This window comes from Streptomyces sp. NPDC090994, assembly GCF_044768905.1.
Lineage (GTDB): Bacteria > Actinomycetota > Actinomycetes > Streptomycetales > Streptomycetaceae > Streptomyces.
On sequence record NZ_JBIVWS010000001.1, the window covers coordinates 816,296 to 840,626 of the forward strand.

The window sequence follows — 24,331 nt, forward strand, 5'->3', positions numbered from 1 at the left end:
GACCGGCCTCCCCAATGGCCATCCGCTCCCCCTGATGTGCCGTCGGAACGCCCCCTCCCCGAGGCCTTCCGGCACCCGTCCAGACTCTCCCCGTTCGCACCGCTCCGTCAAGATTGCGGACCGGCCTGTGGACAACTTCCCGCACACAAACGGAAGCGGAGCGCTACCCGCCGGCCGCCCCGTCCGGCACCCGACCGGGCACCTCACCCGTCACTCACCCCGCCGTACACACCGTCGGCCCGCGCTCTGCCCCGACGCGCCCCGACCGCCGTAACGTGTGGCCCGGCCACCCGGAACCCCCAGCACGGGCGGTGCGCACCCGGCACCGACACGCCCCGACACCCGCGGGCACGCGCCGGCACGCACCGCAGGCACCGGCACCCACCGCCGAGTACGAAAGCGAGGCAGCACAGATGCCCCTCTCCGACATCCCCGAAGGCCACCCCTTCGGCCCGCACAACCTCCCGTACGGCGTGTTCTCGACCCCCGGGAAGGAGGAGCGGACGGTGGGCGTCCGGCTGGGCGACCACGTCCTCGACGCCGGCGCGGCCGCCCGTGCCCTCGGATCGCCGTACGCCTCCCTCCTCGCCCGGCCCACCCTCAACCCGCTGCTGGCGGCCGGCCGCACCACCTGGTCAGACGTACGGCGTGCGCTGACCGCCTGGGTGACGGTCCCCGCACACCGCGAGACCCTCGCCCCGCTGTTCCACCCCCTCTCCTCGGTCACCCTGCACCTGCCCTTCGAGGTGGCCGACTACGTCGACTTCTACGCCTCCGAGAACCACGCCCGGAACGTCGGCCGCATCTTCCGCCCCGACGCCGCCGACTCCCTGACCCCGAACTGGAAGCACCTGCCGATCGGCTACCACGGCCGCTCCGGCACGGTGGTGGTCTCGGGCACGGACGTCGTACGCCCCTCCGGTCAGCGCAAGTCCCCCACCGACCCGGCCCCCGTCTTCGGCCCGTCCGTACGCCTGGACATCGAGGCCGAGGTCGGCTTCGTGGTCGGGACGCCGAGCGAGCCCGGCCGGCCGGTCCCGCTCCACGACTGGCGCGAGCACGTGTTCGGGCTCTGCCTGCTGAACGACTGGTCGGCACGGGACATCCAGGCCTGGGAGTACGTCCCCCTCGGCCCGTTCCTCGGCAAGTCCTTCGCCACGTCGGTCTCGGCGTGGATCACCCCGCTCGACGCCCTGGAGGCCGCACGGACCGCCCCGCCGGAGCGGACCCACCGGCTGCTGCCGTACCTCGACGACGCCGACGAGGAACCGAGCGGCTACGACCTGCGGATCTCCGTCGCCGTCAACGGCCACGTCGTCTCCCAGCCGCCCTTCGCCACCATGTACTGGACGGCCGCCCAGCAACTGGCCCACCTGACCGTCAACGGCGCCTCGCTGCGCACCGGCGACCTGTACGGCTCGGGCACCGTCAGCGGCCCTTCCGAACGGGAACGCGGGTCCCTGCTGGAACTGACCTGGAACGGCCGCGACCCCCTCGAACTCCCGGACGGCAAGCGGACCTTCCTGGAGGACGGCGACGAGGTCACCCTGTCCGCCTGGGCTCCCGGCCCGGACGGCACCCGGGTGGGACTGGGCGAGGTGACGGGGCGGGTGGTCGCGAGCTGACCAGAACGCCCGGGCCGGCAGCGACGGCAACGGCAACGGCAAGGGACCGACGGAGGGAACGGCCGAGGGACCGACGGAAAGAAAGGGACCGCGGAAGCACAAGGGACCGGCGAAGAGAAGGGGACCGCCGAAGCACAAGGAGCCCGCGAAGAGAAGGTGACCGCCGAAACGAAGGCCGAGCGAGACAACGGACACTTGGCGGTCCTCGGACCTGACTCCCACCGCCCCGCACCGTCATACTGTCGGCGGACGGTGCGCGAGCACCTTTCCGCCCCCGCACGATCCAGAGCCGAGCCGCCTTTCCGACCAGGATCCGGAGCCCGTGGCATGACCGTCAGCCTGCTTCTGCTGAGCGTCGTCGCCCTGACCGCCGCCGTGCCGGCGCCCCGCGCGCTGACCCGGGCCAGTTGGCCGGAACGGGACCCGGTGGTCGCGCTGTGGGTGTGGCAGTGCCTGGTCGCCACGGTCCTGCTGTGCTGTCTGACCGCCCTGGCCCTGGGCGCCGCCGCCGTCTTCGGCACGGTCCGCGCCCAGCTCTTCGCCCCGGCGCCGCCCGCGGTGACCGAGGCGTACAACCTCTCCGCCGGCCCGCCCTGGACCGCCGCCCTCACCGTCCTGCTGGCCTGCGGAGCCGCCTGGACCACCGCCATGCTCGCCCGGGAACTGGCCGAAGCCCGCCGGCGCCGAGCCCGGGCCCGCTCGCATCTGCGCGAGCGCGCCCCCGACCTGCCCGCCGGGCTCCCCACCGCGCGCGGGCCTCTCCTCGTGCTGGAGGACGAGTACCCGGACGCCTGGTGGATGCCCGGTAGCCCGCCCCAGCTGATCGTCACCACCGGTGCCCTGCAACGTCTCACCGACCACCAGATCGACGCGGTCCTCACCCACGAGCGTGGCCACGCCCGCGCCCGCCACGACTGGCTGCTGCACCTCTCCACCGCCCTGGCCACCGGCTTCCCCCGTGTCCCGCTCTTCGCCCACTTCTGCGACCAGACCCACCGTCTGGTGGAACTCGCCGCCGACGACACCGCCTCCCGGCGCTGCGGCCACCTGACCACGGCCCTCGCCCTGATCGAGCTGAACCAGCACCGGGGCGTCCTGTCCTGCGCCTCCAGCCACCGCCTCCTCGGGGAACGCGTCGACCGCCTCCTGGAGCCGCAGCCCCGCCTGGGCCGCCGCCACCGCGCCATGACCACGGCGACGGCCGCCCTGGTCCCGCTCCTCCCCCTGCTGATCACCTTCGCCCCGGGCCTCACGGCTCTGTCCTGAGCCGCCCGGGCCCGGCTATATCCAGTCGTCGGGCTCCGGCTCGTGCTCGGGCCAGTCGTCCGGACCCATGTCCGACGCGAGGTCCGTGGCGGGGCCCACGGACGGGCCCACGGACGGGACCGCGGACGGGACCGCGGTGGGTGCGGGAGCCGAGGAGGGCTCGGTACCGCCGGCCGGTCCACCCAGCCCCGCGAGCACCTCCAGCACGCCCTCGCCGTACGTCATCAGCTTCTTCTCGCCGACACCGCTGATGGAGCCGAGCTGCCCGATCGACGTGGGCCACACCGTGGCAATCTCCCGGAGCGTGGCGTCGTGGAAGATCACGTAGGCCGGGACGCCCTGTTCCCTGGCCTGCTCGGCACGCCAGGCGCGCAGCGCCTCGAAGGCGGGCACCAGCGCCTGGGGCAGCTCCGCCGCCGCGGCCTTGGCCTTGCGCTCACCGCGTCCCCCGCCGGACGCCTTCAGCGCCGTGGGCTTCTTCGGCTCCTTGCGCAGCGGAACCTCCCGCTCCCGGCGCAGCACGGCCGCGCTGTCGTCGGTCAGCACCAGCGTGCCGTACTCCCCCTCCACCGCCAGCAGTCCCTGGGCCAGCAGCTGCCGGACGACGCCACGCCACTCGCCCTCGCTCAGCTCGTCCCCGATGCCGAACACCGAGAGCTGGTCATGGTCGAACTGGATGACCTTGGCGGTGCGCTTGCCCAGCAGGATGTCGATGATCTGCCCGGCGCCGAACTTCTGCCCGCGCTCCCGCTTCAGCCGCACCACCGTCGACAACGCCTTCTGCGCCGCGACCGTGCCGTCCCAGGTCTCCGGCGGGGTGAGGCAGGTGTCGCAGTTGCCGCAGCCGGACGCCTCCGGGTCCTGTCCGAAGTAGGCGAGGAGCTGGCCGCGCCGGCACTGGACGGTCTCGCACAGGGCGAGCATGGCGTCCAGGTGGGACTGGGCCCGCCGCCGGAACGCCTCGTCGCCCTCGCCGGACTGGATCAGCTTGCGCTGCTGCACGACGTCGTTGAGCCCGTAGGCCATCCAGGCCGTCGAGGGCAGTCCGTCCCGGCCGGCCCGGCCCGTCTCCTGGTAGTAGCCCTCGACCGACTTGGGCAGGTCGAGGTGGGCGACGAACCGCACGTCCGGCTTGTCGATGCCCATGCCGAAGGCGATGGTCGCCACGACCACCAGGCCCTCCTCCCGCAGGAACCTCGACTGGTGCGCCGCGCGGGTGCCCGCGTCCAGTCCCGCGTGGTACGGCACCGCCTCGACGCCGTTACGGGAGAGGAACTCGGCCGTCTTCTCCACCGAGTTCCGGGAGAGGCAGTAGACGATGCCCGCGTCTCCCGGGTGCTCCTCGCGCAGGAAGGTCAGCAGCTGCTTCTTGGGGTCGGTCTTCGGCACGATCCGGTACTGGATGTTGGGCCGGTCGAAGCTGGCCACGAAGTGCCGGGCCGCCGGCATGTTCAGCCGCTCGGTGATCTCCCGGTGGGTGGCGTGGGTGGCCGTCGCCGTGAGCGCGACACGCGGCACGTCCGGCCAGCGCTCGCCCAGCAGGGACAGCGCGAGGTAGTCCGGCCGGAAGTCGTGACCCCACTGGGAGACGCAGTGCGCCTCGTCGATGGCGAAGACCGCGATCTTGCCCCGGGAGAGCAGGTTGAGGGTGCTCTCCAGCCGCAGCCGCTCGGGCGCCAGGTAGAGCAGGTCCAGCTCTCCGGCGAGGAACTCGGCCTCCACCGTGCGGCGCTCGTCGAAGTCCTGCGTCGAGTTCATGAACCCGGCGCGCACCCCGAGCGCCCGCAACGCGTCCACCTGGTCCTGCATCAACGCGATGAGCGGGGAGATCACTATGCCGGTGCCCGGCCTGACCAGGGACGGAATCTGGTAGCACAGCGACTTGCCGCCGCCGGTCGGCATGAGCACGACCGCGTCGCCACCCGCGACCACGTGCTCGATGACCGCTTCCTGTTCGCCGCGGAAGTCCTCGTACCCGAAGACCCGGCGCAGCGCGGCGACCGCCTCGCTGTCCCCGCCGTCCGCGGCCCTGGTCCCTGCCGTCTCGCCGATCACGCTCGTCCCGCCCATCGTCCTGTCCCCCGTACGTCCTGCCCCGTCTGCCCGGCCCGTCTGTCCTGCCCCGACCACTGCCTCCACGATAGGGGTCCGCACCGACAGCCACGGAGTTATCCACAGGCCCCGGCCACCCCGCCCACTCACCGTCCCTCACTGCCGTCAAGGTCACGAAGGTCGTTCATACGTTCGCGGGAGACCTGCCCGTTTCCGGCCGATAGTCTGAATACGCCCGCGAGACTCCGTCGCATGGGAGCACTGATGAGCGTCGCACCGAAGGCGTCCAAGCCCACCTGGCCGACCCCGCCGGAAGGCGGCTGGACCGCCGACGACCTGGACCGCCTCCCGGATCTTCCTCCGCACACGGAACTGATCGACGGGAGTCTCGTCTTCGTGAGTCCGCAAACCCTTTTCCACTCACGCGCTGTGAGCTTCTTCGAATGGCAGTTGCAGTCACTCGCCCCGGCGGAGTACGAGGTCGTCCGCGAGTTCACCATCGACATCGACCGGCAGAACCGGCCCGAGCCGGACGTGATCGTGGTCGGTGCGGAGGTGGTGGAGGACCCGGAGCAGACCCGCTACCCCGCCCAGTCCGTGCTGCTGGCCATCGAGGTCGTCTCCGCCGAGTCCGTGTCCCGTGACCGCGAGACCAAGCCCTTGAAGTACGCCCGCGCCGGCATTCGCCACTACTGGCGGGTGGAGAACGAGAAGGGCCTCGCCGCCGTGCACGCCTTCGAACTGGAACCCACGACCGGCGCCTACACCAGCGTCGGCATCTTCCGTGAGCGGATGAAAGTGGCCGCCCCCTTCCCGCTGGACCTCGACCTCACCGGCATCAAGCCGCGCCGCGGCTCCGCGTAGCGCGGCACGACAGCGGCCCGGCACCCCCCGTGAGAGTGCCGGGCCGCCGCACGACCGGAGGCAGGGTCAGCGCACGAACACTCCCGCCTGCCCCGCCAGATCCAGGAAGTACTGCGGCGCCACCCCCAGCACCAAGGTGACCGCCACGCCCACCCCGATCGCCGTCGTCGTCAGCGGTGACGGCACCGCGACGGTCGGGCCCTCGGGCCGGGGCTCGCTGAAGAACATCAGCACGATCACCCGGATGTAGAAGAACGCCGCGATCGCCGAGGAGATCACGCCGATCACGACCAGCGGGGCAGCTCCGCCCTCCGCCGCCGCCTTGAACACGGCGAACTTCCCGGCGAAACCGGAGGTCAGCGGAATGCCCGCGAAGGCCAGCAGGAACACCGCGAAGACGGCCGCCACCAGCGGCGACCGGCGGCCCAGCCCCGCCCACTGCGACAGGTGCGTCGCCTCGCCGCCCGGGTCCCGCACCAGCGTCACCACCGCGAACGCGCCGATCGTGACGAAGGAGTAGGCCGCCAGGTAGAAGAGGACGGACGAGACGCCGTCCGGCGTGGTCGCGATGACACCCGCGAGGATGAACCCGGCGTGCGCGATCGACGAGTACGCCAGCAGCCGCTTGATGTCGGTCTGGGTGATCGCGACGATCGCGCCGCCCAGCATGGTGACGATCGCCACGCCCCACATCACCGGCCGCCAGTCCCAGCGCAGGCCGGGCAGGACGACGTAGAGGATGCGCAGCAGCGCGCCGAACGCCGCCACCTTGGTCGCCGCCGCCATGAACCCGGTCACCGGGGTCGGCGCGCCCTGGTACACGTCCGGCGTCCACATGTGGAACGGCACCGCGCCCACCTTGAACAGCAGGCCCATGACGATCAGCGCGGCGCCGACCAGCAGCAGCGCGTCGTTGCCCATGGTGTCGGCGAGTGCCGGGGTGACCTCCGTGATCGACCCGTCGACGACCTGCGCGATCGTGCCGTACGACATGGAGCCCGAGTAGCCGTAGAGCAGGGCGATGCCGAACAGGGTGAACGCGGAGGCGAACGCGCCCAGCAGGAAGTACTTGACCGCGGCCTCCTGCGACATCAGCCGCTTGCGGCGGGCCAGCGCGCACATCAGGTACAGCGGGAGGGAGAAGACCTCCAGGGCGACGAACAGGGTCAGCAGGTCGTTGGCGGCCGGGAAGACCAGCATGCCGGCGACGGCGAAGAGCAGCAGCGGGAAGACCTCGGTGGTGGTGAACCCGGCCTTCACCGCCTTCTGCTCGCTCTCGCTGCCCGGCACGGACGCGGCCTGCGCGGCGAAGGAGTCCACCCGGTTGCCGTGCGCCGCCGGGTCCAGCCGCCGTTCGGCGAAGGTGAACAGGCCGACCAGGCCCGCGAGCAGGATCGTGCCCTGGAGGAACAGGGCCGGTCCGTCGACGGCGATGGCGCCCATCGCGGCGATGTGCGCCTTGGTCGTGCCGTAGCCGCCGGCCGCGAGTGCGACGACCGCGGCGAAGGCGGCGACGAGCGCGACGGCGGAGACGAACATCTGCGCGTAGTAGCGCGTTCTGCGCGGTACGAACGCCTCGATGAGGACTCCGACGACCGCCGCTGCGACGATGATCAGGACGGGTGACAGCTGGCCGTACTCGATTTTCGGCGCGTCGATCTTGGAAATCGGATCGGCCGCCGTTGTCCACAGGCTGTGGACGGCTGTTGCGCTCACTTGGCCGCCTCCACCTCGGGCCGGGGGTCCTTCTGCTGTACGTCGGACATGGTCTGCTTGACCGCCGGGTCGACGATGTCCGTGACGGGCTTGGGGTAGACGCCCAGGAAGATCAGCAGCGCGGCCAGCGGCACGGCGACCGCCAGCTCACGCACCCGCAGGTCCGGCATCGCGGCCACCTCCGGTTTCACCGGGCCGGTCATCGTCCGCTGGTAGAGGACGAGGGTGTAGAGCGCGGCGAGCACGATGCCGAAGGTCGCGATGATGCCGACCACCGGGTAGCGCGTGAACGTCCCGACCAGGACCAGGAACTCACTGACGAAGGGTGCCAGTCCCGGCAGCGACAGGGTGGCCAGGCCGCCGATCAGGAAGGTGCCCGCGAGCACCGGGGCGACCTTCTGCACACCGCCGTAGTCGGCGATGAGCCGCGAGCCGCGCCGGGAGATCAGGAAGCCGGCCACCAGCATCAGCGCGGCGGTCGAGATGCCGTGGTTGACCATGTAGAGCGTCGCGCCGGACTGGCCCTGGCTGGTCATCGCGAAGATGCCCATGATGATGAAGCCGAAGTGCGAGATCGACGCGTACGCCACCAGCCGCTTGATGTCCCGCTGGCCGACCGCGAGCAGCGCCCCGTAGAGGATGCTGATCAGCGCCAGGACGAGGATGACCGGCGTCGCCCACTTGCTGGCCTCCGGGAAGAGCTGGAGGCAGAAGCGGAGCATCGCGAAGGTGCCCACCTTGTCGACGACCGCCGTGATCAGTACGGCGACCGGCGCGGTGGACTCCTGCATGGCGTTGGGCAGCCAGGTGTGCAGCGGCCACAGCGGCGCCTTCACCGCGAAGGCGAAGAAGAACCCGAGGAACAGCCAGCGTTCCGTGCTGGTCGCCATGTCGAGCGTGCCGTTGGCCCGCGCCTCGGCGATCTCGGTGAGCGAGAAGTTCCCGGCGACCACGTACAGCCCGATCACCGCGGCCAGCATGATCAGGCCACCGGCCAGGTTGTACAGGAGGAACTTCACCGCCGCGTACGACCGCTGCGTCGCCGCCGTCTTCTCGCCGTGCTCGTGGGCCCGGTCGCCGAAGCCGCCGATGAGGAAGTACATCGGGATGAGCATGGCTTCGAAGAAGATGTAGAAGAGGAAGATGTCGGTGGCCTCGAACGAGATGATCACCATCGCCTCGACGGCCAGGATCAGGGCGAAGAAGCCCTGGGTCGGCCGCCACCGGCTGCTGCCGGTCTCCAGCGGATCGGCGTCGTGCCACCCGGCCAGCACGATGAACGGGATCAGCAGGGCGGTCAGCGCGATCAGCACCACCGCGATGCCGTCCACGCCCAGTTCGTAGCGGACGCCGAAGTCGGCGATCCAGGAGTGCGACTCGGTGAGCTGGTAACGGTCCCCGTCCGGATCGAAGCGGACCAGGATCACCAGCGCGAGGACGAGCGTGGCCAGCGAGAACAGCAGCGCGAGCCACTTGGCCGCGGTGCGCTTCGCGGCCGGCACGGCGGCCGTCGCGATCGCCCCGACGGCCGGGAGCACCGCGGTCGCTGTCAGCAAGGGGAAAGACATCGGTATCAGACCGCCCTCATCAGCAGGGTCGCGGCGACGAGGACCGCCGCACCGCCGAACATCGAGACCGCGTAGGAGCGCGCGAACCCGTTCTGCACCTTGCGCAGCCGGCCGGACAGCCCGCCGACCGAGGCCGCCGTGCCGTTGACGACCCCGTCGACCAGGGTGTGGTCGACGTAGACCAGGGAGCGCGTGAGGTGCTCGCCGCCGCGGACCAGGACGACGTGGTTGAAGTCGTCCTGGAGCAGGTCGCGCCGGGCGGCCCGGGTGAGCAGCGAACCGCGCGGGGCGACGGCCGGGACCGGGCGGCGCCCGTACTGCGCCCAGGCGAGCGCGACGCCGATCACCATCACGGCGACCGTGGACAGCGTGACCGTCAGGGCGCTGACCGGCGGATGCCCGTGCTCGTGCGCGGTGATCGGCTCCAACCAGTGCAGGAACCGGTCGCCGAGGCTGAAGAACGCGCCGCCCGCGACCGACCCGACGGCCAGCACGATCATCGGAATCGTCATGACGCCCGGCGACTCGTGCGGGTGCGGAGGTGTGTACTCGCCGCGCGTCTCGGCGGCGGGCTCCACGTCCGGCTCGGCCGGGGACGGCGTCGGCGCCTTGCGCCAGCGCTCCTCGCCGAAGAACGTCATCAGCATCACGCGCGTCATGTAGTACGCCGTGATGGCCGCGCCCAGCAGGGCACAGGCGCCGAGGATCCAGCCCTCGCTGCCGCCCTTGGCGAACGCCGCCTCGATGATCTTGTCCTTGGAGAAGAAGCCGGACAGGCCCGGGAAGCCGATGATGGCGAGGTAGCCGAGGCCGAAGGTGACGAAGGTGACCGGCATGTACTTCCTCAGGCCGCCGTAGCGGCGCATGTCGACCTCGTCGTTCATGCCGTGCATGACCGAACCGGCGCCCAGGAAGAGCCCCGCCTTGAAGAAGCCGTGCGTCACCAGGTGCATGATCGCGAAGACGTAGCCGATCGGGCCGAGGCCCGCGGCGAGCACCATGTAGCCGATCTGCGACATGGTCGACCCGGCCAGTGCCTTCTTGATGTCGTCCTTGGCGCACCCGACGATCGCACCGAACAGCAGCGTGACCGCGCCGACGATGGTGACGACCAGTTGCGCGTCCGGCGCCCCGTTGAAGATCGCGGCCGAGCGGACGATCAGGTACACGCCCGCCGTCACCATGGTCGCGGCGTGGATGAGGGCCGAGACCGGGGTCGGGCCCTCCATCGCGTCCCCGAGCCAGGACTGCAGCGGCACCTGGGCGGACTTGCCGCACGCGGCGAGCAGCAGCATCAGCGCGATCGCGGTCAGCTTGCCCTCGCCGGCCTCCCCGGCGAGTCCGGGCTCCGCCACCGTGCCGAGCACCGGCCCGAAGGCGAACGTCCCGAACCAGAGGAACATCAGCATGATCGCGATGGACAGGCCCATGTCGCCGACGCGGTTGACCAGGAAGGCCTTCTTCGCGGCCGTGGCGGCGCTGGGCTTGTGCTGCCAGAAGCCGATCAGCAGGTAGGAGGCGAGACCGACGCCCTCCCAGCCGACGTAGAGCAGCAGGTAGTTGTCGGCGAGGACCAGGATCAGCATCGCCGCCAGGAACAGGTTGAGGTAGCCGAAGAAGCGGCGGCGGCGCTCGTCGTGCTCCATGTACGCGACCGAGTACAGGTGGATCAGCGAGCCGACGCCGGTGATCAGCAGCACGAACGTCATCGACAGCTGGTCGAGCCGGAAGGCGACGTCGGCCTGGAAGCCCTCGACCGGGACCCAGCTGAACAGGTGCTGGGTCAGGGTGCGTTCCTCACCGCCCTTGCCCAGCATGTCGGTGAAGAGGACGGCGCCGATCACGAAGGACGCGGCGGCCAGCAGCGTGCCGAGCCAGTGGCCCACGGCGTCCAGCCGGCGGCCGCCGCACAGCAGCACCGCCGCTCCCAGCAGGGGCGCTGCCACCAGCAGCGCGATGAGAGATTCCACGATTCAGCGACCCCTCACAGCTTCATCAGACTGGCGTCGTCGACCGAGGCCGAGTGGCGGGAACGGAACAGGGACACGATGATCGCGAGCCCGACCACGACCTCCGCTGCGGCGACGACCATCGTGAAGAAGGCGATGATCTGGCCGTCCAGATTGCCGTGCATCCGGGAGAAGGCGACGAACGCCAGGTTGCAGGCGTTGAGCATCAGCTCCACGCACATGAACACCACGATGGCGTTGCGCCGGATCAGCACCCCGGTGGCGCCGATCGTGAACAGCAGGGCCGCGAGATAGAGGTAGTTGACCGGGTTCACTTGGCCGCCTCCCCGTTGCTCGTGCGCTCCAGGCGCTCCTCGGCCCGCTGCTCCAGGGCCTTCAGGTCGTCGAGCGCCTCCGTCGACACGTCCCGGATCTGGCCCCGGTCGCGCAGCGTCTTGCTGACGGTCAGCTCGGAGGGGGTGCCGTCGGGCAGCAGACCCGCGATGTCCACGGCGTTGTGCCGGGCGTACACCCCGGGCGCGGGCAGCGGCGGCAGGTACTTGCCTTCCCGCACCCGCTCCTCGGCCAGCTCCCGCTGGGTCTTGGCCCGCTCGGTGCGCTCCCGGTGGGTGAGCACCATGGCGCCGACCGCGGCCGTGATGAGCAGAGCGCCGGTGATCTCGAACGCGAAGACGTACTGGGTGAAGATCAGGGCCGCCAGGCCCTCCACGTTGCCGCCCGCGTTGGCCTGTCCGACGCCGGTGAACTCCGTGAGGGAGGCGTTGCCGATGCCCGCGATCAGCAGGATGCCGAAGCCGAGCCCGCACAGCAGGGCCAGCCAGCGCTGCCCCCTGATGGTCTCCTTCAGGGAGTCCGCCGCGGTGACGCCGACCAGCATCACCACGAACAGGAACAGCATCATGATCGCGCCGGTGTAGACGACGATCTGCACGACGCCGAGGAAGTAGGCGCCGTTGGCCAGGTAGAACACGGCCAGGACGATCATGGTCCCGGCGAGGCAGAGGGCGCTGTGCACGGCCCGTTTCATGAACACCGTGCACAGGGCGCCGATCACCGCGACCGTGCCGAGGATCCAGAACTGGACGGCCTCTCCGGTGGATGTGCCGGCGGAAAGAGTCGCTGCGGCGGCGAGCTGCGCGGTCATCGGCGGATCACCTTCTCCGACGCCGGTTCGTCCTCGCCGAAGCTGGAAGCCGCCTCCTGGACGCCCTCGCCCTTGGAGTGGGCGACCTGCCGTTCCGTACCGGGCGCCGCCTCGGTGACCAGGCCCCGGTAGTAGTCCTGCTCGTCCGTCCCCGGGTAGATCGCGTGCGGGGTGTCGACCATGTTGTCGTCGAGCCCGGCGAGCAACTGCTCCTTGGTGTAGATGAGGTTGGCGCGGCTGGAGTCGGCCAGCTCGAACTCGTTGGTCATCGTCAGCGCGCGCGTGGGGCACGCCTCGATGCACAGCCCGCACAGGATGCAGCGGGCGTAGTTGATCTGGTAGACGCGGCCGTACCGCTCACCGGGCGAGTACCGCTCCTCGTCCGTGTTGTCCGCGCCCTCGACGTAGATCGCGTCGGCGGGGCAGGCCCAGGCGCACAGCTCGCAGCCGACGCACTTCTCCAGGCCGTCCGGATGGCGGTTGAGCTGGTGCCGTCCGTGGAACCGCGGAGCGGTGGTCTTCTCCTGCTCCGGGTACTGCTCGGTCAGCCGCTTCTTGAACATGGCCTTGAAGGTCACGCCGAAGCCGGCCACGGGGTTCTGGAAACCGGGCTTGGTCTCCTTGGGTTCCTGTTCCTCAGCCATCGGACGCCTCCTTTCCATCCGTAGGTCCGCCCGTGGATCCGCCCGTGGATCCGCTCACGGGTCCGTCACTGTGAGTATCGACCCCACCACTGACAATCAGCTCCCGCTCCCGGCGCGGACCGCGCCTGGGCACCGGCGGCAACTCCTGTCCCGGCAGCGGCGGCACGGGGAACCCGCCGGCCATCGGGTCGAACGCGGCCGGTTCCTCGGCGGGCTGCTCGGCCCGTTTCCCCTTGTCCCGGAACAGGTCGAAGAGGAAGGAGAGCAGCAGTACGACGATCACGCCGCCGCAGACGTAGAGCGCGATGTCGGCGAAGTCGTAGTTCTCGTTCCGCAGGGCCCGGACGGTCGCGACGAGCATCAGCCAGACCAGGGAGACCGGGATGAGGACCTTCCAGCCGAGCTTCATCAGCTGGTCGTAGCGGACCCGGGGCAGCGTGCCGCGCAGCCAGACGAAGAAGAACAGCAGCAGCTGGAGCTTGACGACGAACCACAGCATCGGCCACCAGCCGTGGTTGGCGCCCTCCCAGAAGGTGCTGACCGGCCAGGGGGCCCGCCAGCCGCCGAGGAAGAGGGTGGTGGTGACCGCCGAGACCGTCACCATGTTCACGTACTCGGCGAGCATGAACATCGCGAACTTGATCGACGAGTACTCGGTGTTGAAGCCGCCGACCAGGTCGCCCTCGGACTCCGGCATGTCGAAGGGGGCGCGGTTGGTCTCGCCGACCATCGTGACGACGTAGAGCAGGAAGGAGACCGGCAGCAGCAGGATGTACCAGCGGTCGGCCTGCTGCTCGACGATCGCGGAGGTGGACATGGAGCCCGAGTAGAGGAACACCGAGGCGAACGCGGCGCCCATGGCGATCTCGTAGGAGATCATCTGCGCGCAGGAGCGCAGCCCGCCGAGGAGCGGGTACGTGGAACCGGAACTCCAGCCCGCCAGGACGATGCCGTAGATGCCGACCGAGGCGACCGCCAGGATGTACAGCATGGCGATCGGCAGGTCGGTGAGCTGCATGGTGGTGCGCTGACCGAAGATCGAGACCTCGTTGCCGGCCGGTCCGAAGGGGATCACGGCGAACGCCATGAAGGCGGGGATCGCGGCGACGACCGGCGCGAGGACGTACACCGCCTTGTCGGCGCGTTTGACGACGACGTCTTCCTTGAGCATCAGCTTCACGCCGTCGGCGAGCGACTGGAGCATGCCCCAGGGGCCGTGCCGGTTGGGGCCGATGCGCAACTGCATCCAGGCGACGACCTTGCGCTCCATGACGATGGCGATCAGCACGGTCACCATCAGGAACGCGAAGCAGAACACCGCCTTGACGACGACCAGCCACCAGGGGTCCTGGCCGAACATCGAGAGGTCTTCAGCGGCGAGGTACGGGCTGCTCATGCCTCCACCTCCTTGAGGGCCGCGCCGACGGTGGTCGCCGGGCCGATGCGGACGAGGGAGCCGGGCAGCGCCCCGGTGTCGGAGGCGACGCCCGCGCCGGTGGAGTTCAGCGGCAGCCACACCACCCGGTCGGGCATCTCGGTCACCTGGAGCGGAAGTTCGACGACTCCCGCCGGGCCGGTGACCGCCAGGACGTCGCCGTCCTTGACGCCCGCCTCGGCGGCCGTGGCGGCCGACACGCGCGCGCGTGCCGCGTGCCGGGTGCCGGCCAGCGCCTCGTCGCCCTCCTGGAGGCGGCCCTGGTCCAGCAGCAGCCGGTGCCCGGCGAGCACCGCCTCACCGGCGGCCGGCCGGGGCAGCGCGGCGGCCCGCTCCAGGGGTCCGGTGGCCGACGGCCCCTCCCAGGGCCCGAGCCGGTCGATCTCCGCGCGCACCGTCCGCAGGTCCGGCAGCCCGAGGTGTACGTCCATGGCGTCGGCCAGCATCTGGAGCACCCGCGCGTCGGTGGGCGCCAGGCGCCGGGTCATCTGGTCGGGCTTGAGCGCGGCCTCGAAGAAGCGGACCCGGCCCTCCCAGTTGACGAAGGTGCCCGCCTTCTCGGCGACCGCCGCGACGGGCAGGACCACGTCGGCCAGCTCGGTGACCTCACTGGGCCGCAGCTCCAGCGACACCACGAACCCGGCCTCGGCCAGTGCCGCACGCGCGCGTGCCGGATCGGGCAGGTCGGCGACCTCCACGCCCGCGACCAGCAGCGCCTGGAGTTCGCCGTCGGCGGCGGCCTCGATGATCCGGCCGGTGTCCCGGCCGTAGCGGTGCGGCAGCGCGGCCACGCCCCACAGCGCGGCGACCTCGTCCCGCGCGCGCGGGTCGGTGGCCGGGCGCCCGCCCGGCAGCAGCGTCGGCAGCGCGCCCGCCTCGATCGCGGCACGCTCCCCGGCCCGGCGCGGGATCCACACCAGCCGGGCGCCGGTCGCGGACGCGGTCCGTACGGCGGCGGTCAGGCCCCCGGCGACGGCCGCCAGCCGCTCACCCACGACGATGACCGCGCCCTCGGCACGCAGCGCCTCGGCGGCCCGCGTCCCGTCGTCCTCCAGGCCGACACCGCCCGCGAGCGCGTCCAGCCACTCGGTCTCGGTGCCGGGCGCGGCGGGCAGCAGCGTGCCGCCGGCCTTCTCCAGACCGCGCGTGGCGTGCGTCGCCAGGGCGAACACCCGCTGCCCGTGCCCGCGCCACGCCTTGCGCAGCCGCAGGAAGACGCCGGGCGCCTCCTCCTCGGCCTCGAACCCGACCAGGAGCACCGCGGGCGCCTTCTCCAGCGCCGCGTACGTCACCCCCGTACCGTCGAGGTCGCGGCCCCGGCCGGCCACCCGGGCCGCCAGGAAGTCGGCCTCCTCGGCGCTGTGCACGCGCGCGCGGAAGTCGATGTCGTTGGTGTCGAGCGCCACGCGCGCGAACTTGCTGTACGCGTAGGCGTCCTCCATGGTGAGCCGCCCGCCGGTCAGCACCCCGGTGCGGCCCCGCGAGGCCAGCAGTCCCTGGGCGGCGATCTGGAGGGCCTCCGGCCAGGAGGCGGGCTCCAGCTCGCCCTCGGCGTTGCGCACCAGGGGCGTGGTGAGCCGGTCGCGCTGCTGCGCGTACCGGAACCCGAACCGCCCCTTGTCGCAGATCCACTCCTCGTTGACCTCGGGGTCGTTGGCCGCCAGGCGCCGCATGACCTTGCCGCGCCGGTGGTCGGTGCGGGTCGCGCAGCCGCCGGCGCAGTGCTCGCACACCGACGGCGAGGAGACCAGGTCGAAGGGGCGGGAGCGGAACCGGTACGCCGCCGAGGTGAGCGCGCCGACCGGGCAGATCTGGATGGTGTTCCCGGAGAAGTACGACTCGAAGGGGTCGCCCTCGCCGGTGCCGACCTGCTGGAGCGCGCCGCGCTCGATCAGCTCGATCATCGGGTCGCCCGCGACCTGGTTGGAGAACCGGGTGCAGCGGGCGCACAGCACGCACCGCTCGCGGTCGAGCAGCACCTGCGTGGAGATCGGCACGGGCTTCTCGTAGGTCCGCTTCTTGCCCTCGAAGCGGGACTCGGCGTTGCCGTGCGACATCGCCTGGTTCTGCAGCGGGCACTCGCCGCCCTTGTCGCAGACCGGGCAGTCCAGCGGGTGGTTGATGAGCAGCAGCTCCATCACACCCTTCTGGGCCTTCTCCGCGACCGGCGAGGTGAGGTGGGTCCTGACCACCATCCCGTCGGTGCAGGTGATGGTGCAGGACGCCATCGGCTTGCGCTGGCCCTCGACCTCGACGATGCACTGCCGGCAGGCGCCGGCCGGGTCGAGGAGCGGGTGGTCGCAGAACCGGGGGATCTCGATGCCGAGCTGCTCGGCGGCCCGGATGACCAGGGTGCCCTTGGGCACGCTGATCGCCACGCCGTCGATGGTCAGCGACACCAGGTCCTCGGGCGGGACCGCGGCCTCTCCTCCGCCGGAGGGGGCGTTCGTGGTCACCGTCATGCCTTCACCTCCGTACGGTGGTCGGCCCAGGCCGTCGACTTCGCGGGGTCGAAGGGGCAGCCGCGGCCCGTGATGTGCTGCTCGTACTCCTCGCGGAAGTACTTCAGCGAGGAGAAGATCGGCGAGGCGGCGCCGTCGCCGAGGGCGCAGAAGGACTTGCCGTTGATGTTGTCGGCGATGTCGTTCAGCTTGTCGAGGTCTTCCATGCGGCCCTTGCCGGCCTCGATGTCGCGCAGCAACTGCACCAGCCAGTACGTCCCCTCCCGGCAGGGCGTGCACTTGCCGCAGGACTCGTGGGCGTAGAACTCGGTCCAGCGGGTGACGGCGCGGACCACGCAGGTGGTCTCGTCGAAGCACTGGAGGGCTTTCGTGCCGAGCATGGAACCGGCGGCGCCCACTCCTTCGTAGTCGAGGGGGACGTCGAGGTGCTCTTCGGTGAACATCGGCGTCGAGGAGCCGCCCGGCGTCCAGAACTTCAGGCGGTGGCCGGGGCGCATGCCCCCGCTCATGTCGAGGAGCTGGCGGAGCGTGATGCCGAGCGGCGCCTCGTACTGGCCGGGGCAGGCGACGTGGCCGGAGAGGGAGTACAGCGTGAAGCCCGGGGACTTCTCGCTGCCCATCGACCTGAACCAGTCCTTGCCCTTGTTCAGGATCGCGGGAACCGACGCGATCGACTCGACGTTGTTCACCACAGTGGGGCAGGCGTAGAGGCCGGCCACAGCGGGGAAGGGGGGACGCAGTCGCGGCTGACCACGGCGGCCTTCGAGCGAGTCGAGCAGTGCGGTCTCCTCACCGCAGATGTACGCGCCCGCGCCCGCGTGCACGGTGAGGTCCAGGTCGAGTCCGCTGCCCAGGATGTTCTCGCCGAGGAAGCCCGCCGCGTACGCCTCGGCGACCGCCGAGTGCAACCGCCGCAGCACGGGGACGACTTCACCCCGTAGATAAATGAAGGCGTGCGACGACCTGATGGCGTAGCACGCGATGACGATGCCCTCGATGAGGCTGTGCGGGTTCGCGAAGAGGAGCGGGATGTCCTTGCAGGTCCCCGGCTCCGACTCGTCGGCGTTGACCACGAGATAGTGCGGCTTGCCGTCCCCCTGGGGGATGAACTGCCACTTCATCCCGGTGGGGAACCCGGCGCCGCCGCGTCCCCGCAGACCGGCTTCCTTGACGTACGCGATGAGGTCGTCCGGGGACATGGCCAGCGCCTTGCGGAGCCCCTCGTAGCCCTCGTGCCGTCGGTAGACGTCCAGCGTCCAGGACCTGTCCTCGTCCCAGAAGGCCGACAGTACGGGTGCGAGCAGCTTCTCCGGGCCGGTGTCCTTGATCTCGGCGGCCAAGGTCATCACTCCCCCTCCTCGGCAGTGGGCCCCGCCGGGTGGGAGGGGTCGGAGGCCGATGTGTCCTGCGGCGCGTCGTGCGAGCTGAGGTGCTCGGTCGGCGAAGGATCGTGCGGCGGCTCGTGCGGGGGCTCGTGCACGGCCTCACCGTGCGGCGCCGCGCCGCGCGGGTGCACCACGCGCGCGGCGGCGGGCTCGCCCTTCGCCAGCTTCAGGCCGGCCAGGGAGGCGGGTCCCGCGCTTCCCCCGGCCTCGACGGCGCCCTCCCGTTCGTCGGGGAAGCCCGCCAGGATCCGGGCGGTCTCCTTGAACGTGCACAGGGGCGCGCCGCGCGTCGGCGTGACCGGCCGGCCGGCCCGCAGGTCGTCGACCATGCGGCGGGCGCTGGCCGGGGTCTGGTTGTCGAAGAACTCCCAGTTGACCATCACGACCGGCGCGTAGTCGCAGGCCGCGTTGCACTCGATGTGCTCCAAGGTGATCTTGCCGTCGTCGGTGGTCTCGCCGTTGCCGACGCCCAGGTGCTCCTGGAGCTCCTCGAAGATGGCGTCGCCGCCCATGACCGCGCACAGCGTGTTGGTGCAGACGCCCACCTGGTAGTCGCCGCTGGGCCGGCGCCGGTACATGGTGTAGAAGGTCGCCACCGCGGTGACCTCGGCGGTGGTCAGGCCGAGCATCTCGGCGCAGAACCGCATCCCGGTGCGCGTGACGTGGCCCTCCTCGGACTGCACGAGGTGCAGCAGCGGCAGCAGGGCGGACCGGGAGTCCGGGTAGCGGGCGATGATCTCGCGCGCGTCGGGTTCCAGGCGGGCCCGTACGTCGGCCGGGTAGTCGGGCGCGGGCAGCTCGGGCATGCCGAGTCCGACACCCCGCTGAGAGGAACTGGTGGTCACCGGTCGACGCCTCCCATCACGGGGTCGATGGAGGCCACCGCGACGATGACGTCGGCGACCTGGCCGCCCTCGCACATCGCCGCCATGGCCTGGAGATTGGTGAAGGACGGGTCGCGGAAATGGACCCGGTAGGGGCGGGTGCCGCCGTCGGAGACGACGTGCACCCCGAGTTCGCCCTTGGGGGACTCGACCGCGGTGTACGTCTGTCCCGGCGGCACCCGGAAGCCCTCGGTGACCAGCTTGAAGTGGTGGATCAGGGCCTCCATGGAGGTGCCCATGATCTTCTTGATGTGGTCGAGGGAGTTGCCCAGTCCGTCCGGTCCCAGGGCGAGCTGGGCCGGCCAGGCGATCTTCTTGTCGGGGACCATGACCGGGCCGGGCTTCAGCCGGTCCAGGCACTGCTCGACGATGCGCAGCGACTGCCGCATCTCCTCCAGGCGGATCAGGAAGCGGCCGTAGGCGTCGCAGGTGTCGGCGGTCGGGACGTCGAAGTCGTACGTCTCGTAGCCGCAGTACGGCTGGGACTTGCGCAGGTCGTGCGGCAGGCCCGTGGAGCGCAGGATCGGGCCGGTGGCGCCCAGGGCCATGCAGCCGGCCAGGTCGAGGTAGCCGACGTCCTGCATGCGGGCCTTGAAGATGGGGTTCCCGGTGGCGAGCTTGTCGTACTCCGGGAGGTTCTTCTTCATCTTCTTCACGAACTCGCGGATCTGGTCCACCAAGCCGGGCGGCAGGTCCTGGGCGAGGCCGCCGGGGCGGATGTACGCGTGGTTCATGCGCAGGCCGGTGATCAGCTCGTAGATGTCGAGGATCAGTTCCCGGTCCCGGAAGCCGTAGATCATGATCGTGGTGGCGCCGAGTTCCATGCCGCCGGTGGCGATGGCCACCAGGTGGGAGGACATCCGGTTCAGCTCCATCAGGAGCACCCGGACGACGGAGGCGCGGTCCGGGATCTGGTCCTCGATGCCCAGGAGCTGCTCGACGCCCAGGCAGTACGCCGTCTCGTTGAAGAACGGCGTCAGGTAGTCCATGCGCGTCACGAACGTCGTGCCCTGGGTCCACGTCCGGTACTCGAGGTTCTTCTCGATGCCGGTGTGCAGGTAGCCGATGCCGCAGCGGGCCTCGGTGACGGTCTCGCCCTCGATCTCCAGGATCAGCCGGAGCACGCCGTGGGTGGACGGGTGCTGCGGGCCCATGTTGACGATCAGGCGTTCGTCGTCGGCGCGGGCCGCGGACTGGACGACCTCGTCCCAGTCGCCGCCGGTGACCGTGTAGACGGTGCCCTCGGTGGTCTCCCTGGGGGAAGCGTGCTGCGTGCTCATGAGTACGACCTCCGCTGGTCCGGAGCCGGGATCTGGGCGCCCTTGTACTCGACGGGGATGCCGCCGAGGGGGTAGTCCTTGCGCTGCGGGAAGCCCTGCCAGTCGTCCGGCATCATGATCCGCGTCAGCGCCGGGTGACCGTCGAAGACGATGCCGAAGAAGTCGTACGTCTCGCGCTCGTGCCAGTCGTTGGTCGGGTAGACCTCGAACAGCGACGGGATGTGCGGGTCGGCGTCGGGGGCGCTGACTTCCAGGCGGATCAGCCGGTTGTGGGTGATCGAGCGCAGGTGGTAGACGGCGTGCAGCTCGCGGCCCTTGTCGCCGGGGTAGTGGACACCGCTGACGCCGGTGCACAGCTCGAAGCGCAGGGCCGGGTCGTCGCGCAGGGTCCGGGCGACGCGGACCAGGTGCTCGCGCTCGATGTGGAAGGTCAGCTCGCCGCGGTCGACGACCGTCTTCCCGATGGCGTTGTCCGGGAGCAGTCCCTGCTCCTCCAGCGCGCCCTCCAGTTCGTCGGCGACCTCGTCGAACCACCCGCCGTACGGCCTGCTCGCCGGCCCCGGGAGTCGGACCGAGCGGACCAGGCCGCCGTAGCCGGAGGTGTCGCCGCCGTTGTTCGCGCCGAACATGCCGCGCTGGACGCGGATCTCCTCGCCGCCCTGACCGCGCTGGCCCGGGAGGTTCTCGGCGGAGAGGTCCTTCTCGGGGTTGGCCCCGGTGCCGTTCGCGTCGCTCATCGCAGCAGCCCCTTCATCTCGATGGTGGGCAGGGCCTTGAGCGCCGCCTCCTCCGCCTCGCGGGCCGCTTCCTCGGCGTTGACGCCGAGCTTGGAGTTCTGGATCTTGTGGTGGAGCTTGAGGATGGCGTCCATCAGCATCTCGGGCCGTGGCGGGCAGCCCGGGAGGTAGATGTCGACCGGGACGATGTGGTCGACGCCCTGGACGATCGCGTAGTTGTTGAACATGCCGCCCGAGGAGGCGCAGACCCCCATGGAGATCACCCACTTGGGGTTCGGCATCTGGTCGTATACCTGCCGCAGCACCGGCGCCATCTTCTGGCTGACCCGGCCGGCCACGATCATCAGGTCCGCCTGGCGCGGCGAGCCGCGGAAGACCTCCATGCCGAAGCGCGCCAGGTCGTAGCGGCCGGCCCCGGTGGTCATCATCTCGATGGCGCAGCAGGCGAGGCCGAAGGTGGCCGGGAAGACCGACGACTTACGCACCCAGCCCGCGGCCTGCTCGACGGTGGTCAGCAGGAAGCCGCTCGGCAGCTTTTCTTCGAGTCCCATGACTAAAAGGCCCCTCAGTCCCATTCCAGGCCGCCGCGCCGCCATACGTACGCGTACGCGACGAAGACGGTGAGCACGAAGAGCAGCATCTCCACGAGCCCGAAAATCCCCAGGGCGTCGAAGGTGACGGCCCAGGGGTAGAGGAAGACGATCTCGATGTCGAAGACGATGAAGAGCATCGCCGTCAGGTAGTACTTGATGGGGAAGCGCCCGCCGCCGGCCGGCGTGGGGGTCGGCTCGATTCCGCACTCGTAGGCCTCGAGCTTGGCCCGGTTGTACCGCTTCGGACCGATCAACGTGGCCATGACCACGGAAAAGATCGCAAAGCCTGCCCCGAGGGCTCCCAGTACGAGGATGGGCGCATACGCGTTCACCGCTCCTCGCTCCTCTCAGTCGGCACTGACTGCTGGCGGTTTTGCCTGGGCTCACAGCCGCCTCAGCAGCCCCACGAGCCCCGCTGGTCCCGGCGAAGATCGCGAACATGTGAAGCAGGTCACAAGCCCAACTGCTCCGCATCTTATGCCTGTGCCTCTGTGATCTGCGACACGGGGTATCGCACAAGCTTTGTGATCTCCACCACCTGACGAAGGATCATGAAGTCGGATGAGCGGTGATCTTCACACAGGAAGCTTCCGACTGATCACCAGTGGTGACATTTTCCCTCGTCGACGCTGCTCAGCGCGGGCGTCTCAATATCAAGAAGCTTCCCGCGCATGCAAATTGGCGCTGGACTCGATCACTTGATAGTGGGGCCGCGTTCACACCTCGGGGCCGGGCGAGGGGTCCGGTGTGAACGCGTGCGCGCGTTCACGAGCGGACGCGCGCGCCCAGGTGACCGTTCCGTGACCTCCGCCACATCCATGAGAGGCGCATGAGAAGCGGGCTTGGCCATCTGCCTCAACCAGTGGTAGGCGGGGAGCAATTCGGGCGTAACGATCAAAGACCGTGATCACAGGCTTGTTACAGCCGCCCGCTATGTCCGTTACGGCGTCAGAAAAGGGCGGTGCGCCGAGCTTTCGCGGCGTCGGCTGAACAACTGTGGCGCAGCACACGTTTCTTGTAGGTATGGAGGAGCTCCTGATACCGGTTGTACCCATGTCCCACACCGCTCACATACGCAGCCACCGGAAGCCCCGCCGCAGCGCGTCGACGACCGTCGCGATGCGGGCCGGAGTTGCCGGTGGCGTCCTCAGCACGCTGGCAGTGGCCGGAGCATCGGGTTCGGCGAACGCGGCCGAGCCGGTGACGCAGACCCTGGAGCTGCCCACCCTGACGGCCGAGATGGCCGCCCAGGTCGCGCAGTCCGCGGACGCCACCCAGCAGGCCGCCGCGAACTACGAGCTGCAGGCCGAGCGTGACGCCGCCGCGGCCAAGGCCGCCAAGGAAGCCAAGGCGGACCTGAAGGAGGCCAAGGCGAAGGCCGCGGCCAAGAAGAAGGCCGCGCAGGAGGCCCGCAGGGACGCGGCGGAGCGCGCCGCCCGCGACGCGGAGCGCGCCACCCTGACCGTCTCGGCCGACACCGGCACCGGCTCCGGCGACACCGGCGGCTCCTCCGCGAGCACCAGCACGTCCACGGCCACCGGTTCCGCCGCCGCGGTCGTCTCCTTCGTGCGGGCCCAGGTGGGCGCGGCCTACGTCTCCGGCGCCACCGGGCCGTCCGCCTACGACTGCTCCGGCCTGGTCCAGGCCGCCTACAAGCAGGTGGGCGTCAGCCTGCCCCGTGTCTCCCAGGACCAGTCCGTGGCCGGCACCCAGGTCTCGCTGGACAGCCTCCAGCCGGGCGACATCCTCTACTGGGGTGGCGCCGGCAGCGCCTACCACGTGGGCATCTACGTCGGCGACGGCATGTTCGTCGGCGCCCAGAACTCGTCCACCGGCGTCGTCGAGAAGCCGCTCTCCTACGACCCGCCGAGCGGTGCGGTGCGCGTGCTCTGATCCGAGTTTTCCACAGCTCTGCACAGTCGAAGGGCCGTTGTCCACAGGGGCAGCGGCCCTTCGCCCTCTCCTGCCATGCTCGGTCTGTCGCCGGCCGGTCGCATCAGCCGGTCGCATCAGCCGGTCGCATCAGCCGGTCGCATCAGCCGGTCGCACCAGTCGAAGGAGAGAGACCATGCCGAGTGTGTTCGTACAGGGTCGGCCCGCCGCCGATTACCCGCCGTTCGCGCCCGAGGCCCGGCGCGGCAGCGTGCGGCGGGTCACCGAGGTGGGCGAGGCGGTGCTGCACAAGCCCTGCCGGGACGTCACCGAGTTCGGACCCGACCTCGCCGCGCTCATCGACGACATGTTCCTGACCATGTACGTCGCCGAAGGGGCCGGACTCGCGGCCAACCAAGTCGGCGTCGGTCTGCGCCTGTTCGTCTACGACTGCCCGGACGACGACGGTGTCCGGCATGTCGGGCACATCGTCAATCCGGTGCTGGAACCCGTCGGTCCGGACGGGCGGCGGCTGCTCGACGAGGGCGAGGGATGCCTGTCGGTGCCGGGCGCCGTCATGGACGTACCGCGCCCGGACCGGGCGGTGGTGCGGGGGCTGGACAAGGACGGCGCACCGCTGCTCGTCGAGGGCACCGGTTACTTCGCCCGGTGCCTCGCCCACGAGAGCGACCACCTGGACGGGCGGGTCTACCTGGACCGGCTCTCCGCGCGGGAACGGAAGGCGGCGCTGCGGCAGTCGGCGGACCGGCGCGAGGAGGTGTTCGCACGCCGGGCCGCCAGAGCCGCGCGGTTCACGGGGTGAGCGGGCCGGGG

20 protein-coding genes are annotated in these 24,331 nt (G+C 70.4%); 5 read left to right on the forward strand and 15 right to left on the reverse strand.

The features are described from left to right. Positions 1 to 413: 413 nt before the first annotated feature. Entirely contained in the window at positions 414 to 1,625 is a 1,212-nt protein-coding gene (gene fahA / locus ACIQR3_RS03870; RefSeq protein ID WP_403533600.1) for a fumarylacetoacetase, read from the forward strand. A 327-nt stretch (positions 1,626 to 1,952) separates the two neighbouring features. Beyond that, positions 1,953 to 2,891 (forward strand): M56 family metallopeptidase, encoded by a 939-nt coding sequence (locus tag ACIQR3_RS03875; protein WP_403533603.1) that lies wholly within the window; start codon positions 1,953 to 1,955, stop codon positions 2,889 to 2,891. 15 nt (positions 2,892 to 2,906) lie between these two features. Here ACIQR3_RS03875 and recQ read toward each other — a convergent pair whose 3' ends face one another. Further along, the gene (recQ, locus tag ACIQR3_RS03880) at positions 2,907 to 4,961 is read right to left on the reverse strand and encodes a DNA helicase RecQ (protein ID WP_403533606.1); all 2,055 of its coding nucleotides are present in this window, start codon (positions 4,959 to 4,961) and stop codon (positions 2,907 to 2,909) included. A gap of 246 nt (positions 4,962 to 5,207) precedes the next feature. On the opposite strand from recQ, the gene ACIQR3_RS03885 reads away from it, so the two are divergent. Further along, on the forward strand, positions 5,208 to 5,807 hold the full coding sequence (locus ACIQR3_RS03885) for a Uma2 family endonuclease (RefSeq protein WP_403533608.1): 600 nt from the start codon (positions 5,208 to 5,210) through the stop codon (positions 5,805 to 5,807). 66 nt (positions 5,808 to 5,873) lie between these two features. On the opposite strand, the gene nuoN is transcribed toward ACIQR3_RS03885, so the two are convergent. The 14 genes from nuoN to ACIQR3_RS03955 are packed head-to-tail and all read right to left on the reverse strand — an operon-like array spanning position 5,874 to position 21,957. Beyond that, on the reverse strand, positions 5,874 to 7,523 hold the full coding sequence (gene nuoN, locus ACIQR3_RS03890) for an NADH-quinone oxidoreductase subunit NuoN (RefSeq protein ID WP_403533611.1): 1,650 nt from the start codon (positions 7,521 to 7,523) through the stop codon (positions 5,874 to 5,876). Then, a complete protein-coding gene (locus ACIQR3_RS03895; protein WP_403533613.1) occupies positions 7,520 to 9,091 on the reverse strand; it encodes an NADH-quinone oxidoreductase subunit M in 1,572 nt (523 codons plus the stop codon). The genes nuoN and ACIQR3_RS03895 overlap by 4 nt, the downstream gene beginning before the upstream one ends. Before the next feature lie 5 nt (positions 9,092 to 9,096). Then, positions 9,097 to 11,061, reverse strand: a complete 1,965-nt coding sequence (gene nuoL / locus ACIQR3_RS03900) for an NADH-quinone oxidoreductase subunit L (RefSeq protein WP_403533614.1) — start codon at positions 11,059 to 11,061, stop codon at positions 9,097 to 9,099. A gap of 14 nt (positions 11,062 to 11,075) precedes the next feature. After that, a complete protein-coding gene (nuoK, locus tag ACIQR3_RS03905) occupies positions 11,076 to 11,375 on the reverse strand; it encodes an NADH-quinone oxidoreductase subunit NuoK (protein ID WP_004927567.1) in 300 nt (99 codons plus the stop codon). Continuing rightward, entirely contained in the window at positions 11,372 to 12,205 is an 834-nt protein-coding gene (locus ACIQR3_RS03910; RefSeq protein WP_403533617.1) for an NADH-quinone oxidoreductase subunit J, read from the reverse strand. The genes nuoK and ACIQR3_RS03910 overlap by 4 nt, the downstream gene beginning before the upstream one ends. Further along, positions 12,202 to 12,849, reverse strand: a complete 648-nt coding sequence (nuoI, locus tag ACIQR3_RS03915) for an NADH-quinone oxidoreductase subunit NuoI (protein WP_403533620.1) — start codon at positions 12,847 to 12,849, stop codon at positions 12,202 to 12,204. Before nuoI ends, ACIQR3_RS03910 begins: the two co-directional genes overlap by 4 nt. Further along, on the reverse strand, positions 12,842 to 14,245 hold the full coding sequence (nuoH, locus tag ACIQR3_RS03920) for an NADH-quinone oxidoreductase subunit NuoH (RefSeq protein ID WP_403533623.1): 1,404 nt from the start codon (positions 14,243 to 14,245) through the stop codon (positions 12,842 to 12,844). Before nuoH ends, nuoI begins: the two co-directional genes overlap by 8 nt. Beyond that, entirely contained in the window at positions 14,242 to 16,746 is a 2,505-nt protein-coding gene (locus ACIQR3_RS03925; protein ID WP_403533626.1) for an NADH-quinone oxidoreductase subunit G, read from the reverse strand. Before ACIQR3_RS03925 ends, nuoH begins: the two co-directional genes overlap by 4 nt. Then, on the reverse strand, positions 16,743 to 18,095 hold the full coding sequence (gene nuoF / locus ACIQR3_RS03930; RefSeq protein ID WP_403533628.1) for an NADH-quinone oxidoreductase subunit NuoF: 1,353 nt from the start codon (positions 18,093 to 18,095) through the stop codon (positions 16,743 to 16,745). Before nuoF ends, ACIQR3_RS03925 begins: the two co-directional genes overlap by 4 nt. Then, on the reverse strand, positions 18,092 to 18,976 hold the full coding sequence (gene nuoE / locus ACIQR3_RS03935; RefSeq protein WP_403533631.1) for an NADH-quinone oxidoreductase subunit NuoE: 885 nt from the start codon (positions 18,974 to 18,976) through the stop codon (positions 18,092 to 18,094). The genes nuoF and nuoE overlap by 4 nt, the downstream gene beginning before the upstream one ends. Then, positions 18,973 to 20,295 carry an NADH-quinone oxidoreductase subunit D gene (locus tag ACIQR3_RS03940; protein WP_403533634.1) on the reverse strand — a complete coding sequence of 441 codons (1,323 nt, stop codon included), beginning with the start codon at positions 20,293 to 20,295 and terminating at the stop codon, positions 18,973 to 18,975. Before ACIQR3_RS03940 ends, nuoE begins: the two co-directional genes overlap by 4 nt. Next, on the reverse strand, positions 20,292 to 21,032 hold the full coding sequence (locus ACIQR3_RS03945) for an NADH-quinone oxidoreductase subunit C (protein WP_403533636.1): 741 nt from the start codon (positions 21,030 to 21,032) through the stop codon (positions 20,292 to 20,294). Before ACIQR3_RS03945 ends, ACIQR3_RS03940 begins: the two co-directional genes overlap by 4 nt. Next, complete coding sequence (locus tag ACIQR3_RS03950; protein WP_029381065.1) at positions 21,029 to 21,583, reverse strand: NADH-quinone oxidoreductase subunit B family protein; 555 nt, start codon at positions 21,581 to 21,583, stop codon at positions 21,029 to 21,031. Before ACIQR3_RS03950 ends, ACIQR3_RS03945 begins: the two co-directional genes overlap by 4 nt. A gap of 14 nt (positions 21,584 to 21,597) precedes the next feature. Further along, positions 21,598 to 21,957: an NADH-quinone oxidoreductase subunit A gene (locus tag ACIQR3_RS03955; RefSeq protein WP_003992243.1), complete on the reverse strand. Its 360-nt coding sequence runs from the start codon at positions 21,955 to 21,957 to the stop codon at positions 21,598 to 21,600. 721 nt (positions 21,958 to 22,678) lie between these two features. On the opposite strand from ACIQR3_RS03955, the gene ACIQR3_RS03960 reads away from it, so the two are divergent. Next, complete coding sequence (locus tag ACIQR3_RS03960; RefSeq protein WP_403533639.1) at positions 22,679 to 23,518, forward strand: C40 family peptidase; 840 nt, start codon at positions 22,679 to 22,681, stop codon at positions 23,516 to 23,518. A 175-nt stretch (positions 23,519 to 23,693) separates the two neighbouring features. Then, entirely contained in the window at positions 23,694 to 24,320 is a 627-nt protein-coding gene (gene def, locus ACIQR3_RS03965; protein WP_403533642.1) for a peptide deformylase, read from the forward strand. Positions 24,321 to 24,331: the final 11 nt, after the last annotated feature.

What these genes read in the sequence shown, in the direction of transcription:
- ACIQR3_RS03960 (WP_403533639.1), top strand. Translation starts at nt 22,679, where the DNA reads ATGTCCCACACCGCTCACATACGCAGCCACCGGAAGCCCCGCCGCAGC.
- ACIQR3_RS03950 (WP_029381065.1), bottom strand. Translation starts at nt 21,583, where the DNA reads ATGGGACTCGAAGAAAAGCTGCCGAGCGGCTTCCTGCTGACCACCGTC.
- recQ (WP_403533606.1), bottom strand. Translation starts at nt 4,961, where the DNA reads ATGGGCGGGACGAGCGTGATCGGCGAGACGGCAGGGACCAGGGCCGCG.
- fahA (WP_403533600.1), top strand. Translation starts at nt 414, where the DNA reads ATGCCCCTCTCCGACATCCCCGAAGGCCACCCCTTCGGCCCGCACAAC.
- nuoI (WP_403533620.1), bottom strand. Translation starts at nt 12,849, where the DNA reads ATGGCTGAGGAACAGGAACCCAAGGAGACCAAGCCCGGTTTCCAGAAC.
- ACIQR3_RS03875 (WP_403533603.1), top strand. Translation starts at nt 1,953, where the DNA reads ATGACCGTCAGCCTGCTTCTGCTGAGCGTCGTCGCCCTGACCGCCGCC.
- ACIQR3_RS03925 (WP_403533626.1), bottom strand. Translation starts at nt 16,746, where the DNA reads ATGACGGTGACCACGAACGCCCCCTCCGGCGGAGGAGAGGCCGCGGTC.
- ACIQR3_RS03910 (WP_403533617.1), bottom strand. Translation starts at nt 12,205, where the DNA reads ATGACCGCGCAGCTCGCCGCCGCAGCGACTCTTTCCGCCGGCACATCC.
- ACIQR3_RS03945 (WP_403533636.1), bottom strand. Translation starts at nt 21,032, where the DNA reads ATGAGCGACGCGAACGGCACCGGGGCCAACCCCGAGAAGGACCTCTCC.
- nuoH (WP_403533623.1), bottom strand. Translation starts at nt 14,245, where the DNA reads ATGAGCAGCCCGTACCTCGCCGCTGAAGACCTCTCGATGTTCGGCCAG.
- ACIQR3_RS03940 (WP_403533634.1), bottom strand. Translation starts at nt 20,295, where the DNA reads ATGAGCACGCAGCACGCTTCCCCCAGGGAGACCACCGAGGGCACCGTC.
- ACIQR3_RS03895 (WP_403533613.1), bottom strand. Translation starts at nt 9,091, where the DNA reads ATGTCTTTCCCCTTGCTGACAGCGACCGCGGTGCTCCCGGCCGTCGGG.
- def (WP_403533642.1), top strand. Translation starts at nt 23,694, where the DNA reads ATGCCGAGTGTGTTCGTACAGGGTCGGCCCGCCGCCGATTACCCGCCG.
- ACIQR3_RS03885 (WP_403533608.1), top strand. Translation starts at nt 5,208, where the DNA reads ATGAGCGTCGCACCGAAGGCGTCCAAGCCCACCTGGCCGACCCCGCCG.